Below are 14,972 nucleotides of genomic sequence, written 5' to 3'. Positions count from 1 at the left end.
TTTCGTATAAGATTATACACAGAATGCTTTACGCACTTCCCTCGCTAAACATCTTGCTCATCGTCTTCTTTCTCAAGAACACAGCGGAATCTCTCCACACCTGGAAACAATTCACCGAGACTATAGACGACAAATCCCGTGTTTCGGTAAAACTCCACCGCTTCCTGGTCTGTTTCCGCAATCAAAGTATCTGGATTGTACTCTGCAAGAAGCTGTGAAATCATGCCCCGCCCGTAATTTTTGAAGCGGTTCTCGGGCAGAACTGCAATATGGCGAATCGTAATTTCGCTCGCTCCCGTATGTTCATAGCCAATTAGACCAACCAGCTGTTCTTCGTCCTCATATCCCGTCAGAAACAGGTTACTTTGTTTCACATATTGCTGTACCGTTTCATTAACCTGATCAGGGTCTGGGAATACAGCGTAAGAGAGCAGCTCCTGTACCTCCGGCTCCTGCAGTCGTGGCTTCAAATTTTTCAACAAAACAATTCCTCCAATATAAGTACTTAGTCTTTCTGCACAGCAAACCGAAGCAACTCGCAACGAAACTCTGTCGGTTTATCATACTTCTCTTCTTGGATCGTCTGGGTTACATGCTCCTGAAACAGAATATTCCAGCCCTCGTAGGCTTGTTCCAGTAAAGCCATGACTTCGGATGTCGGCAGGTTCAATTCAATCAATGGCTCAATCTGACGGCCTGTCTGGATTTCTTTTTCTTCCACACTGGTACTCATCGTAATACAATGGATACCTCCGAGCCGGGTTCCCTCTTTTAATCGTTCCACTGTTTCAAGAAAAGCCTCTTTGCTAGATGTGTGTTCGAGACAGGAACAGGCCGCAATAAAGTCAAAAGCTTTCGGTTGAATCCGGTAATGCTCAACATCTGCTTTTTCGGCCTGAACGATGTGATCCACCTCATACTGTTTCGCATACTTGCGAAGTCCGTCTACCGCTTCATCCAACAGATCCACGCCAATAACCTCGCTGTTTGTATCTGCCAGACGTTGTGCAATCGGAATCGTATGTCTGCCCACACCACATCCCAGGTCAAGTACACGTAATTCCTGTTTATGAACAAGCAAACGTTCCAACATCTCCATCACCATAGGCATGGGTCTGGACATCCATGTTCCATCTTCAAACAATTCATTGTTTTTATAAAAGTTAGAATGATATCCCGCTTCGGCTTGACGAGCAGCCTCAAATTGTTCTTCCCGCATTCAGTTACCTCCTGCAATGGATTTAGACCTTTACAGTAACGTTCACCTAAAAGCGAAGAAAAGAATCATATAAATTACTATCATAATTAAACTGGCCGTGACAAGTATTTTCCCCGCATCCCGTTTACTGGCATAGTCATTAAACAACAGTATTCCACCAATGGTCATCGCAATGGGCGCAAAAAATATCGTCATGATCACGAGCAGCACCATAGAATAACGATCCAATGTCGATTCTTCATACTCCGACATATATGGCTGATCTGGCTTGGCCGTTTTGGTCGTTACCATGTTGCCGCATGACTTGCATTTGAATTCATCTGCTCCCATTGGTTCATGACAATACGAGCATTCTCTTGAAAAACGTGGCATATCCATCTCCCTCCATCAGTGAACCGCTCTCAACGCGGCATGTGTTTCTGCAAAAAAGCTTCTAGTACCGCTTCATATTTCTCGCGATCAACCTGATACGCCGTTCCGTGACCTGCACGAGGAATCGTCAGCAGTTCCTTCTCTGACTTACACACTTCGTACAAGCGATACACCATTTCCGTTGGCACAAACATGTCCGCCTCACCATGGATGAAGAGCACCGGAACGTTAACTTTGGCGAGTTGTTTCAATGCGGATGCTTCTTTAAATGAGTACCCGGCTTTCCATTTTGTAATCAAACTGGTCACCGGAATGAACGGAAAGGGCGGCAGCTTGTACAACTGCTTCAACTGGAACGTCAATTCCTCCTCCACAGAGGTATAGGCACAGTCCGATACAATGGCTCTGACCTGATCAGGTAGCTCTTCCCCGCCTGTCATCAGCACAGTGGCGCCTCCCATCGATATGCCATGCAGAACAATATCTGTATTTTGTCCCACATGTCCCAGCACCCACCCGATCCACTGAACATAATCTTTCCGATCTAACCAGCCAAATCCGATGACCTCTCCTTCACTCTGACCATGTCCGCGATCATCCGGCATTAATACGTGATAACCCAGGGTTTCAGCGTAAAATCGGGCGAACCCCGCCATTTCTCTGCCTTTCCCCGAGTAGCCATGAGCAAGAATAACTGTGCTTGCAGACTTGTTCTTTGATGAAAGCCAGGAGCCGGAGAGTCTCAATCCATCTTGAGACTGGATGGTAACAGTCTTGGTATCCCGAGCATCAAGCCATTGTAAATCAGCAACAGTACTGATCAGTTCATCTTCCACTTCCGTTTTAAGATTCGGATTATCCGCCAAAAATGTTTTCGGCGTACGCCGAATCGCTGTCTTGAAGAAATAAAGTCCTCCAACCCACAGCAGAGCTATGATGATGATGAGAGCCGCCAGCCCGTAAAATATCATGTAAAAAATCCTCCATTTCAGTCTATGAGTTAAGCGACTCCATATAAAAATCAGGTTATAATGCGGCATAACCTAACATGCTTCAACTTTTATTAGCTTGCTGAAGTGCTCCACAAGCAGCCTGATACGCGGGAAGTAGCTTATCAAGCAGTGGTTCTGCTTGATGGGTTCGTTCCTGTTTCGCGTATTTCTCAATCTGGCTGAACAACGTTGAGAGATAATTAATTCCGAGGCTCAGACTCCCTGATTTCAAATCATGTGCTGTCTCGGCTGCCGCCTTATGATCGGCTGACACAACATGTCTGCGCAAGTCCTCGATTTTCCCCGGCGTTTCCGCACGGTACATCTCCAGCAACATGCTGAGCAACGTTTGGCTACCATCCGTATTTAATTCGGCAATTTCACGGACAACGTCCATATTCAGAATCTGTACAGGTTTTGATGACGATTGCCACTTCCGAATGGTCGTGTCAAGCACCTCTAAGGTAAATGGCTTACCGATAAAGTCATTCATTCCAGCCTCATAACACCTGTCCTTCTCGCTTTGCATTACATTGCCTGTCATTGCGATAATCGGCGTAGCTGGACGCATCTCATCCTGCTCTATTGCACGGATCTGGCGTGCGGCTTCAATCCCGTCCATAACGGGCATCATACTATCCATCAAAATCAGACTGTAAGTTTTATTGCGAAACGCATTCACAGCTTCTTCCCCACTGGATACACATTCGAGTTCAGTAAAACCCAGCTTTTTGAGTTGCAGTTGAACAAGCTGACGGTTAATAACATTATCATCAGCCAGTAGGATGGGCAAAGTATGGGCATCCTGCTCAAGTGCATCCTGAGAATTATTCTTCATTGTATCCCCAACTTCGCTTTTCACCTTATATAGCCCAAGTTCAAGCTCAAACCAGAAAGTGGAACCTTCCCCTTCGGTACTCTTGATTCCGATCTCTCCATTCATTAAATGAACGAGCGACTTACAGATCGATAAACCAAGGCCTGTACCTTCATACTCTTTCGAACGTCCCCGTTCTGTCTGCATATATGGCTCGAACAAGCTTTTCTGATCTTCTTCTGAAACACCAATCCCCGTATCATGCACTTCGAAGCGCACAAGCTGATTACGTGACTGATGCTTAACAAGCTTAACCTCAACTTGAACAGATCCATCGGTAGTGAATTTGTTTGCGTTTTGAATCAGGTTAATCAGTATTTGTGTAATTCGGGTGGAATCTCCCTCAAGTACAGCGGCGATTTCTAAATCGCAATTCATAGTAATGCAATTTCTTTTCTTATCGATCTGTGGTTTAAGCAAACGAAAGATGTGATCCAAAATCCCTTGCAGCTTCACCTCTCCTTGCTCAAGACGCAATTGACCTGCTTCAAGCTTGGAAAGATCCAGAAGATCCTGAATTAATTTGAGTAAAAGCTTGGCTGCCTCTTGAATAACAATGACTGAATCTTTCTGCTCTTTCGACAACGACGATAACGTTAACAATTCAGCCATCCCCAATATTCCGTTTAGGGGTGTCCGAAAGTCATGGCTGATGACTGCCATAAAAGCACTTTTTGATTCGTCCGATGCTACAGCCTGCCGGCGTGCTGATTCAAGACCCGCATTGTTCTTGGCGAGCTGCCGCTGAAGCGTCACAAGCTCATTATTCATATCCGAAAATGCGGACAGTGTGCGTTCCTCTTGTTCCTTACTTCGAATCAGTTGGTCGGATAACTGCTCGATCGTTTTACGAAGCCTCTGTATCTCTTCATTGTCATTAGACATCCCTTCATCCCTTTCCTATTCACTTGCCATACTTACATTGTCAAGCGACACCGGATGAATAAGCAGACGCTCAGCAACAGCAACAGCCTCTTCCGCTCCAGGTGCATAACCATCAGCACCGACTGTTCGCCATAATTCTTTGTCTATATTAAACGGATAACCGCCAACCATCACTTTGACATGAGCCGTTTCTGCATGGTTACGTATACGTTCGATTAACTCTTTAGCCAGATGAAGATGATAAGTCATCGTCACCGAAATCGCTATTACATCACTCTCATGTCGCTTGATTGCTTCCACAATGCTTCCATTTGGAACATTGGCTCCAAGATAATACGTATCCCAGCCTTCCATTTCGAATACATCTGTAAGCATGCGTAACCCAATCTCGTGCTGCTCACTCCCCACACAGGCTGCAACCAGTTTTTTTCCCTTATTCGGTCCAATCAGCCATCTGGAGTACAAACGAGAAATAAATGATTGTGTTGCTGCTGTGCAAAAATGTTCCTGACCAACACTAATCTGTCCCCCTTGCCACAACCGGCCGATCTCGTATTGAACAGGCTGAAAAATGTAACGATACATATCGCGGATCGTTGCACCATCGTCCAGTTCTGACTCGACAATTTCGAAAGCTTCCCTGCGTTTATTATCTAGCAAATGTTGCAAATACGTTTTTGCTTCGAGCCCGTAGGGCATAGATGCATGAATAAAGCTGGCCTGGGTATCCATCTGCTGGATTACATCGATCCCCATCTCCAGATATTCCAACAGAAACTCACGGTGAGGTTGTTCGATTTCTTCATTTAACGCCTCTTTAATCAACTGAAGATTTACTTCGAGATCTTCCGCAGATACCTGATAGCCGGCAAGCAGTACTTTTAACCACGATATATAGTGAGTGAACAAACCGGGACTTTTCACAAGCACACTTTCTGCCAGATAGCTCAGACTGTACTGTGAGTCCTGCTTGGTTCTTATTTTACCAATCGGACCGAAACGCTCTATTAAGTCGGGCTGCAACCGATACTGCATTTCGGTTATTTTTTCAGCCAAGATCTCTGCATCCTGAAGTAAACGTTCTCCGGCCTCCCGATGACTCATCGACGCACTCCTCCTTTGTCTGCATCCTGTGCCGCACAAATCTACTTCATGTAAATCATTCCGTTTAGGACAACTCTACTAATCTAGTATACATGAAGAGTTCTAAATCATTTCGATGATATAAAACAATCTTCCTATATTATGTAGCTATACGCAAGCCATATAGCCAGTATCCGAGGTATGTTGAAGACACAAAAAAACGGATCCACGTTATATACGCAGGTCCGTTTTGCCTTCTGCAGCAAGCCCTAGTTTCTTCAGCAGGCGTATCGCCTCAACTTTTTCGGATGGTTCAAGCCCCTCCAGAATGTCAATAATGACTTGATGATGCTGTGGAAATATTTGCGTGAATAACTGTTTCCCTTCTTCCGTCAATTCCGCATATATAACCCGGCGATCCTCCTTGGAGGGACGGCGAAAAAGCAAATTCTTGTTTTGTAACTTGTCAACAACATAAGTAATATTGCCGCTAGACATCAATACTTTTTCACCGATCTTTTGCAAGGCCTGTGGTCCTTTATGATATAACAAGTCAAGTACTCCAAATTCTGTGGAATTGAGTCCATGGCTTTGGATGTCCCGATTGGAACGTGATGTCACTGCATTGTATGCGCGAATAAGAACCACGAACAATTGCAATGACAACTCCCGGTTATCCTCCGTTTTCAGCATTTCTATAATCCTCCATCAGTTATATACATTTCCGTCCGTTTCACCGGATAATTTCTGCTCCCACTCCTCGCGGAGCATACCCATCCGGATTGAATCATAATACTCTCCAAGAACGAGCCGGCACTTCCGCATACGCCCCTCGATTTGCAGTCCAATCTTTGTTGCAGCCTGCATCATTCGCTCATTACCAGACCACGTAGTCAGTCCAACCCTCACGATGGGCAGATTTTCAAATAAATGACCTGACCACATATGAAGTGAACGTGTACCGATCCCTCTCCCCCATCGAGAAGGTTTGTAGATGATAATCCCCATCTCAAGCCACATCGATAACGGATCTTCAATATAATAACTGATCATTCCAACGATTTCTCCATCTGCCTCAATAATCCGAAGGGATGCTGGCCGCGCTGCTTTTTGATCTGCCTCCAACCGTGCAAGCGTATGCTGCACAAAACGTTCGTATGGTTCATGCTCCAGCGGATAATAAGGTGCATCCCACTTTTTCCATTCGGGATTGTCATCCTTATAAATCAGCTCATATAGTTCAGTAAGGTCATCTTGCTCCACGTTACGAAGAACAAGCTCATCATCTCTAAGGGGAAATTCTCTCATTCTAGATCATGACACCAACTTTCCGTCAAATTCGTTACGGACGGTGAAGTTCGTCGATACTGCCGTCTTCTTTGGCAATGATCACAACGTCTGCCATCTTCACGAATAGTCCATTATCCACGACACCTGGTAACATATTCAGTTGCACGTTAAGTTCGGAAGCATTGTCAATGGCCCCCAGATGGCAGTCTGCAATCAGATTTCCGTTATCCGTAAGGTATTGTTTTTGCCCATCCATCCGCCACTCCGGCTGACATCCCATGTTCTCAAGCGCCTGAAAAGTCCATTCCGATGCAAAGGGTACAACCTCGACCGGCAAAGGGAATTTTCCCAGTGTTTGTACAGCCTTGCTACCGTCAGCAACAATGATCAGCTTATCGCTATTTGCTGCCACTATTTTTTCACGCAAAAGAGCTCCGCCACCGCCTTTGATCAGGTTAAAATCCGGATCCACTTCATCCGCCCCATCAATCGTCAGATCTAATCGCCCAATCTGGTCAAAAGGAATAATCGGAATCCCCCATTCTCGTGCCAGCTTGTCTGAAGCCTCTGAGGTAGCTACTGCTTGAATGTTCAGACCTTCCCGAACCCGCTCCCCGATTCGACATATCGCATAATATGCGGTTGAGCCTGTGCCCAAACCCACTTTCATTCCATCTTCAACGAACGCTGCCGCATGTTCTGCTGCAATCTGCTTCAGATTCATTATTTAACCCCCGCCTGCTCATTAATTTGGTTAAAACCATATGTAGTTATTATAGATAAAACCTCATCCGATGTATATCCAAGCTTCCTGAACAGATTAAGACCGGTTTTCTGATGATAAATGGTGTAATTTTTCCCGCTATGTTATAGAATACAGAATGAAACTAAAAAATGGCAATTTTTAAAAATAAACAGTACTAATTACCTATAAAAAGAAAGATATGTCCATAAATACGTAAAATATTAAAAAAGTTTTAACAAAACTATTCAATTTAACGACATTTTACACGACATAATAGATATAGATGTGTTTTAATAATTAGACACACTGGATTCAAAAGGTACATAAGTCTTGCATAGTGACTAAGAAACCAAGACCATTGTCGCACTTTCCCTTTAGGAGGAGATGACAGAATGAAGTAACTTTTTGCTCCAAAAGCGCATCTTACAGATTTTTAATTTACAGAAGATCAGGAGTGGAGTTTAGTGAAATCATTGAGTTGGAAAAACATGTCGTTTTTCTCTAAAAACCTATTGCTCTCATTTACCAACATCATCATTATTGGCGTGGCTCTGATTGCAAGCAGTTATTACTTCCAAAGAACGATTCTGGTTGATCAACTGCATGGACAAGTAGCGCAGATTACGAAAAAGTGGGCTCAAGATATCAATGCGGCAGATGTACAAACTGCCATCACAGAGCGCAGCTACGAAGGTACTGCTCAGACGAAACTAAGAGCTTATTTTGACGAAATGCAAAAATATTATCCTAACATTGCACAAGCCTATATCTTTGGTGTGGAGCTTGGCGGCGACAACAAACGGTTAACTTCCCTTGTTGCGATGCCAACAAACCTGAGAGAGGCTTTTCAGAGCGACAATGTAAATATTGGGGATATGTATGAACAACCGGTCGTTGTAGCCAATGCTCTGAAAGAGATGCTAAATACCGATCGTCCAACGTTCACCACTTTTTATTCCGATGACTTCGGAACCTGGACAACCATTGCTTATCCGATCAAAGACAGCAACGGCAAAATTTTTGCTTACTTCGCCGTGGATGCGGATGCCAGTGCAGTTCCTAAAGGTCTGAATTCGTTGTTGTTAAATGGTGTCATTATTTTGGTAGCGTTCTTGCTTCTGTTCCTCATTATTCAATATCTTGTCGTTAAAAATACCCTCTCTCCAATTCGCCATCTGATCAAAGGCATTGATGAAGTCAGCAGAGGTAATTTGGATGTCAACATCCCGACAGGAAAAGACGATCTGGGACTTGTAAACGAAAAATTCAACGTCATGGTACGCCGTATCAATGACACGATCGTTAAAGTGCAAATGACCTCCCAGGAAGTAAACCAGTCTGCGAAGGAACTCTATGAAGTCTCTGAGCGCAACAGTGAAAATGCAGACTCCATTAACAATAACGTTACTCATATTAGTTCAAACATCCGTTCACAAGAACAGGCTACCCGTGACAGTGCACGCGCAATGTCCGAGATGGCTACCGTAATCCAGACCATTGCGAGTAGTTCCGCAAGTGTTGCGGACGAAGCCTATGAGATGGAGCGTCGTTCACAACAAGGTAATACTGTAGTTCGTCAGGTATCCGAGCAAATGAACCTCATTACGCAATCTGTGAAAAATACGGCTTCCGCAATCGAAGTTCTAGAGAGCCGTTCACAGGAAATCGGCGATATCCTGAACATTATCTCAGGGATATCAAGTCAGACCAACCTGCTTGCGCTTAATGCCTCTATTGAGGCGGCTCGTGTAGGTGAAGAAGGAAGAGGTTTTGCGGTAGTTGCTGGCGAAGTACGTAAGCTTGCCGAACAGTCTGAACAGGCAACCAGTCAGGTTGGCGTATTGATTCAAGAGATCCAGGCTGGTATTAAACAAGCTGTTCAAGCCATGGAACAAGGTACTGCTGAAGTAGATACGGGTCTTTCCGTAGCGGATCAAACCGGTCAATTGTTCGATGAAATCCTGGAAGCAGCGAAAAAGGTATCCCATCAGATTCAGGAAGTTTCAAGTGCAACCCAGGAAATTTCAGCAGGCACAGAAGAGATGACCGCAACAGCGGATGACTTGTCTGCAAGTGTAAGCAAGACAGCGGATAGCAGTGAAAAGATCTCTGTATCTGTAGACGAGCAAAAGGCTTCTCTGATTACGCTGGTAGACTCCTCTACTCGACTCAATGATATGTCTGAAGAGCTACAGGAATTGATTTCTCATTTCAATGTAAGCAAGCAACAATAAAAAAATAACTAACATTCGGTTTCAACCAAGGAGGATACCTGAAGTGATTGAAAACCATACTTTCTCCCACTCCGTGGAATCTGGCTTACCTGTTCTTCAGATTCCATTGGATTATGGACGTCGCCAGCAAACATTCTCTTATGAGTCTACTCATATTACATTGAAAGCGTCATTGAGTCGTGAACTTAAACAGAAGTTTGGAGAACAGATGGTGTACCCTGCATTCCTTTCAGCTTATGCAGCCTTGTTATTCCGATTGTCTGCTGAAGAGGAGCTTGCGATTGGAATACTTGCTCCGGATCAGGCAGCTTCTTATCTTTCATTAGAGCTTCAGGGCAAGACAACTTTCAGTGAATTATTCGAACAGATTACAAAACAACTTGAGATTCCTTATACACAACAAATCGGGGGATATCCTGAGACAGTGTTTATGCTAAACAGTGTTCAATTGCCTCAGGCTCCTCAGGTGATGAATTGGAACGTTCGTTATGATCAGAACGAGATGATTCTCGATCTGTTTTATGACCGTTCGTTGCTACAAGAATCAACGATATTGCGATATGCGGAGTATTTTCAAACATTGCTTCTTGCTCTCTTGCGTGATGATCACAAAGCAATCGGTGCAGTAGACATTCTGTCTACTTCAGACCGTTTGCTCTATCGGGAAATGAATGACACCGCGGTACTTGAGCCAACACATCCGACCATCCATGGCTGGTTTGAAGCTGTCGCTGCGGCATACCCGAATTCTCCAGCGATTACCTCACATGCAACGAGTTATACGTACCGGGAATTAAATGAACGCGCGAATCAGGTGGCTCGCGTGTTAATATCCAACGGTCTAAAGCAAGGTGAATTTGTCAGTATTTTTATGGATCGCAGTCTGGATACGATTATCTCGTTGCTCGGTGTTCTTAAAGCAGGCGGTGCCTATGTGCCGATTGATCCCGAACATCCACAAGAACGGAACAGTTACATTGTCGAAGATACTGCTTCTCCGTTTGTACTGACAACAGAAGCCTCGTTTGATCAGGCCAAAGCAATGTTCTCCGGCATTACTACGGTACGTCACATTCTTTCCGTTGACGGACGACTTGCAGGATTCGCCGCCAGCAATCCCAATCTTGATATCAAGCCGGATGATCTGGCTTATGTCATTTATACTTCAGGCTCTACTGGCAAACCAAAGGGTGCGCTGATCGCTCACCGTGGCGTCACCAATCTGGGCAGTGTCGTACAGCGTGACTGCGACATTCAACCTGGCGATGTATTAACGCAGTTTGCCACATACAGCTTCGATGCATCCGTGTGGGATACGATCGGTGCGCTGTTCTATGGAGCCGAGCTTTATCTGTTATCGGCGGAAGAACGAGTATCTATTGAAGAGTTTGCAAGTGCAATCGAAAGAACAGGAACGACCATTATTACGATATTACCCACAATTTTCTTCAATCAACTGGCATCTTATCTATCTGATGAAGGATTTCATAAACTAGCCAAAGTGCGCATCATCACCGTAGCTGGAGAAGCTCTCTACGGGGAACAAGTTCGGGCTTTCCAACGCAAATTTGGCAATCAGATTGACATCGTTAATGTATACGGGCCAACAGAATGCACAGTCGCTACCACGACACACCGGATTAGTGAACAGGTCCCGGGACACGTTGTTAATATTCCGATTGGCAGACCTATTCATAATTACAAAGTTTACATTGTCAACGAAGAACACCAGCTATGTCCTGTAGGCGTACCAGGCGAAGTGTATATCGCAACTCCTGCACTTGCCAAAGGGTACTTGAACCAGCCTGAGCGGACAGAGCAATCCTTTATTGATAATCCGTTTGCGATTGGCGAGAAAATTTACAAGTCCGGAGATATTGCCAAAGTGCTGGATACCGGATTACTGGAATATGTGGGACGCAGTGACTCTCAGCTTAAAATTCGGGGTCACCGAATCGAAATCGGTGAAATCGAAGATCATCTGGCCAGACTGGAACAGATCCAGGATGTTGCCGTTATTGCAAAGAAGGAAGCGGACGGCCAGAACATGCTCGTGGGTTACTTTACATCCAAAGATGGAAGCACCCTTTCCGTGACGGATATCAAAGCAACACTTTCAGAGAAACTTCCATCGTACTTCGTACCAAAATGGATTTGCCAGCTGGATGAGATGCCTATTGCCCCAACAGGAAAAATCAACCGCAAGGCCATGGTATCTATGCCACATGCTGAACGTCATACCGATCAGCCAGACCGCGTGATGCCTGAGACAGATACGGAATCTATACTCTTCCAAGCTTGGAAAGAGATATTACAACACGAAGAGTTTGGTGTCGAAGACAGTTTCTTCAGTATTGGTGGCGACTCCCTGCGTGTTATCCATGTTCTGGTTCTTCTGAAACCACATTATCCGCAGCTGAAAATCACCGATTTCTTTGCAGAAAAAACAATTCGTGCTCTTGCTCGCCGGGTCGCGCTTTTATCGGAGCAACGTGAACCTGCGAAACAGACATCCACTGCAAATGGCATCATCACGCAGCTTTCCGAACATCCGGTGGAACTGTCTCCACAGCTTGGATATCCGAACATTCTTCAGCCTGAACATGTGCTATTGACAGGTGCAACCGGTTATCTGGGCTCACATGTACTGCAGCAGTTAATTGTGAAGTCTTCGGCACGGATCTACGCTCTTGTTCGTCGCCCAAGCGACGGCACGACGGCAATGGCACGATTAAGCACAGTGATGCAGGGCTATTTCGGCAAACAACTTGCTGACCAGCTTGAAGATCGTGTTGTAATTGTTGAGGGGAATTTGGAGCAAGAGAACCTGGGTCTTGTCGCCGAGCAACAATCGTTGCTTGAATCAAGGATTGACCGTATCATTCACTGCGCGGCTGATGTTCGTCATTTCGGTGAGGCTGCGCAGTTCGCTAAAACCAATGTCGAAGGCACAGTTGCTTTGTTAGACCTGATACGTAACAAAAAAGGTGCTTCGTTCCATCATATATCCACGATGGGTATACCCGAAGATCTGGCCCTCAGCGGACAATGGGAATCTACATTGCAATATGACCGTTTCCCGGAAGAGTTACATGTGGACAACGTCTACTCCGACAGTAAGCTCGAAGCGGAGAAAGTACTCATGAAAGCCGCAGCAGAAGGAGTGCCAGTCAGCATCTATCGTGCAGGCAACCTGACATGTGATTCCCGTACAGGTCGTTTTCAGACCAATATCGATAGCAATGCGATCTACCGCATGATCAAAGCCATGTTATTGCTGGGCAAAGCCCCTGCCGCGGATTGGCTCATGGACTTCACCCCGATCAATTATGCCAGCGAAGCTATCGTGCATCTGGCCTTACGTCAAGATACAGCTGGACGTGTATTCCACATCTGTAATCCAGAGCCGATCCGGTATGATGACTTGGTAGAAGCCGTGAAGCGTGCAGGTTACGATATTGAAACGATGCCGTTTGAAGACTATCACCACTGGCTGTTTGATACAACCATTGCCAAAGAACCGGAAGCTCTGCAACTTGCAATCGCTCAGTTGGAAGGTGACGGGGCAAAGGATTCAGCATATGCCTATGCATCACCGGTAACAACGGCTTACGTCGAACCAGCAGGAATCAACTGCGCCAAGACCGATGAGCGTTTTATTCATACGATGCTGGGCTATGCAGTTGAGATCGGTTATTTCCCCGCTGCAATTCGTCCGAATTACGGTACAACAACGGTTGCAGATTAAACGATATGTCGGATAACGATATTAATAGAAAGAAATAAAGCAAAAGCCACTCTATCGCTACGGCGATAAGTGGCTTTTTTTGTATAAAGATGAGTTCAAATTGATAGTTGATCATCATAAGCGTTACCCCTTTTATACGCTACCTTTGCATCACAAAAACTATAGCCAGCGGATTACTGCAATGATAGCAAGATGAGCAGGATAGAAATAACGCCAGATCCACCGGGGCCCTTTCAAACGAAAACCTGCCTGGTAGTACTGTGCAATGGCAATACCGGTTGTTGCAAGCACACTGTACATCTGCAAAAAACTATGGTGCAACATCAGGTAAAGGGCATTTAATATAACATGTGCCATAACCAGCACAGGACCTTTGAAGTAACGGAACAACAACACGAGCAGCAGACCATACATCCCATAATCCATATGTGACCACTCCATTATCCAGCCCGCCCCGATCGCAATCAGGATACTGATCAGCTTCGAAGGAAGCTTATCCAGGGCTAGCAAAACAAGCAGTGCCGACCATAGGGTCCAGACCACATTCAATGAAAAATGATTAAACGCAGCCATAAACGGAATCTGGGAAATCACTGCGATCCAGAATAACCGCCGTATGTATTTCTGTACATTACGTGTATGCTTGTAACCTATAAATACGGCAAAGGCATAGATTGGAAAAGCGATACGACCGATGATTCTCAGTTCAACCACATGCGGAAAAAACACAGCTCCGATATGATCAATCAACATCGTAATCATGGCAATCCATTGCATCATATCAGGTTATCCCTCCTCAGCACGTCAACACTAGATGATGAATCGTAAAATCTTAATCAGGATTCAGTTTCACGCTCAACGTTACATTCATAATACATGAAGCTTTGATCCTGTGTATATCCTTCGGATTCATATAATGCTTGTGCTTGCTGATTACTGATCGCCGTAGAAAGCACAATTCGAAGAATCTTGTTTCTCTTCGCCTGCTTCATTACGGCCTGCATTAGCTTTCGGGCTATCCCTTGTTGCCGATATTTTGAATCCACGAACAGATCGTTCAGAATCCAGATCGGTCCCATCGAAACGGAACTATAACTCGGATAAATCTGTACCAAACCCATGGCAGTATCAGCCACCTTTGATTCTTCGTTCCACGCAGCCATGAAAATCATCGATTCTTGCTTATTCATCCGTTCTTTAATAAAAGAGGTCGCTGCCTCCAGATCCGAATGCTGACCATAAAACATGCGGTATTCATTAAAAAGCCTAGATACTTCTGAAATATCATTTAGAGTTGCTTGTCTAATGTCGATTGTCATTTCCTTCGGGTTTTTCACGTGTTTCTTCCCCTTCTTTCACTTCATTCTTTTCCTCACAATACATCTCTCGAATCGAATCTTCCTTAAGTTCATTGTAAAAGAAATCATACCTTTCCCCCATTCATCAACAGGAGTAAAGTTTGCATTTATGTATCCTTTGGCGAAACATGCCATACATAAAGTATATTTCTACCCAAGTGTTGCACAC

General features: G+C 44.8%; 13 protein-coding genes. 2 read left to right on the top strand and 11 right to left on the bottom strand.

Going from position 1 to position 14,972, the window contains the following annotated elements; genetic code table 11:
* Nucleotides 1–44: 44 nt before the first annotated feature.
* The 9 genes from FS818_RS03315 to rpiA all read right to left on the bottom strand — a co-directional run bounded on the left by FS818_RS03315 (nucleotide 45) and on the right by rpiA (nucleotide 7,442).
* Nucleotides 45–479 (bottom strand): GNAT family N-acetyltransferase, encoded by a 435-nt coding sequence (locus FS818_RS03315; protein WP_260989775.1) that lies wholly within the window; start codon nucleotides 477–479, stop codon nucleotides 45–47.
* Nucleotides 480–505: 26 nt separating this feature from the next.
* Nucleotides 506–1,219, bottom strand: coding sequence for a class I SAM-dependent methyltransferase (locus FS818_RS03310; RefSeq protein ID WP_145329644.1), 714 nt, complete (start codon nucleotides 1,217–1,219; stop codon nucleotides 506–508).
* A gap of 42 nt (nucleotides 1,220–1,261) precedes the next feature.
* The gene (locus FS818_RS03305; protein WP_145329641.1) at nucleotides 1,262–1,591 is read right to left on the bottom strand and encodes a hypothetical protein; all 330 of its coding nucleotides are present in this window, start codon (nucleotides 1,589–1,591) and stop codon (nucleotides 1,262–1,264) included.
* A gap of 29 nt (nucleotides 1,592–1,620) precedes the next feature.
* The gene (locus tag FS818_RS03300) at nucleotides 1,621–2,562 is read right to left on the bottom strand and encodes an alpha/beta hydrolase (RefSeq protein ID WP_145329638.1); all 942 of its coding nucleotides are present in this window, start codon (nucleotides 2,560–2,562) and stop codon (nucleotides 1,621–1,623) included.
* An 82-nt stretch (nucleotides 2,563–2,644) separates the two neighbouring features.
* The gene (locus tag FS818_RS03295; protein ID WP_145329635.1) at nucleotides 2,645–4,345 is read right to left on the bottom strand and encodes a sensor histidine kinase; all 1,701 of its coding nucleotides are present in this window, start codon (nucleotides 4,343–4,345) and stop codon (nucleotides 2,645–2,647) included.
* Nucleotides 4,346–4,360: 15 nt separating this feature from the next.
* The gene (locus FS818_RS03290) at nucleotides 4,361–5,449 is read right to left on the bottom strand and encodes a cobalamin B12-binding domain-containing protein (protein ID WP_145329632.1); all 1,089 of its coding nucleotides are present in this window, start codon (nucleotides 5,447–5,449) and stop codon (nucleotides 4,361–4,363) included.
* Between the two features lie 210 nt (nucleotides 5,450–5,659).
* Nucleotides 5,660–6,121 carry a MarR family winged helix-turn-helix transcriptional regulator gene (locus tag FS818_RS03285; RefSeq protein ID WP_145329629.1) on the bottom strand — a complete coding sequence of 154 codons (462 nt, stop codon included), beginning with the start codon at nucleotides 6,119–6,121 and terminating at the stop codon, nucleotides 5,660–5,662.
* 15 nt (nucleotides 6,122–6,136) lie between these two features.
* Entirely contained in the window at nucleotides 6,137–6,736 is a 600-nt protein-coding gene (locus FS818_RS03280) for a GNAT family N-acetyltransferase (RefSeq protein ID WP_145329626.1), read from the bottom strand.
* A gap of 34 nt (nucleotides 6,737–6,770) precedes the next feature.
* The gene (gene rpiA, locus FS818_RS03275; RefSeq protein ID WP_145329623.1) at nucleotides 6,771–7,442 is read right to left on the bottom strand and encodes a ribose-5-phosphate isomerase RpiA; all 672 of its coding nucleotides are present in this window, start codon (nucleotides 7,440–7,442) and stop codon (nucleotides 6,771–6,773) included.
* A gap of 509 nt (nucleotides 7,443–7,951) precedes the next feature.
* On the opposite strand from rpiA, the gene FS818_RS03270 reads away from it, so the two are divergent.
* On the top strand, nucleotides 7,952–9,697 hold the full coding sequence (locus FS818_RS03270) for a methyl-accepting chemotaxis protein (RefSeq protein WP_145332734.1): 1,746 nt from the start codon (nucleotides 7,952–7,954) through the stop codon (nucleotides 9,695–9,697).
* 43 nt (nucleotides 9,698–9,740) lie between these two features.
* A complete protein-coding gene (locus FS818_RS03265) occupies nucleotides 9,741–13,445 on the top strand; it encodes a non-ribosomal peptide synthetase family protein (RefSeq protein ID WP_145329620.1) in 3,705 nt (1,234 codons plus the stop codon).
* Between the two features lie 159 nt (nucleotides 13,446–13,604).
* On the opposite strand, the gene FS818_RS03260 is transcribed toward FS818_RS03265, so the two are convergent.
* Nucleotides 13,605–14,225, bottom strand: a complete 621-nt coding sequence (locus FS818_RS03260) for a conjugal transfer protein TraX (protein ID WP_260989774.1) — start codon at nucleotides 14,223–14,225, stop codon at nucleotides 13,605–13,607.
* A gap of 56 nt (nucleotides 14,226–14,281) precedes the next feature.
* Complete coding sequence (locus tag FS818_RS03255; RefSeq protein WP_260989773.1) at nucleotides 14,282–14,782, bottom strand: GNAT family N-acetyltransferase; 501 nt, start codon at nucleotides 14,780–14,782, stop codon at nucleotides 14,282–14,284.
* Nucleotides 14,783–14,972: the final 190 nt, after the last annotated feature.

The sequence above is a fragment of the Paenibacillus xylanexedens genome (genome assembly GCF_007680605.1).
Taxonomy (GTDB): Bacteria; Bacillota; Bacilli; order Paenibacillales; family Paenibacillaceae; genus Paenibacillus; species Paenibacillus xylanexedens_B.
This window is presented reverse-complemented; position numbering and strand designations above follow the sequence as displayed.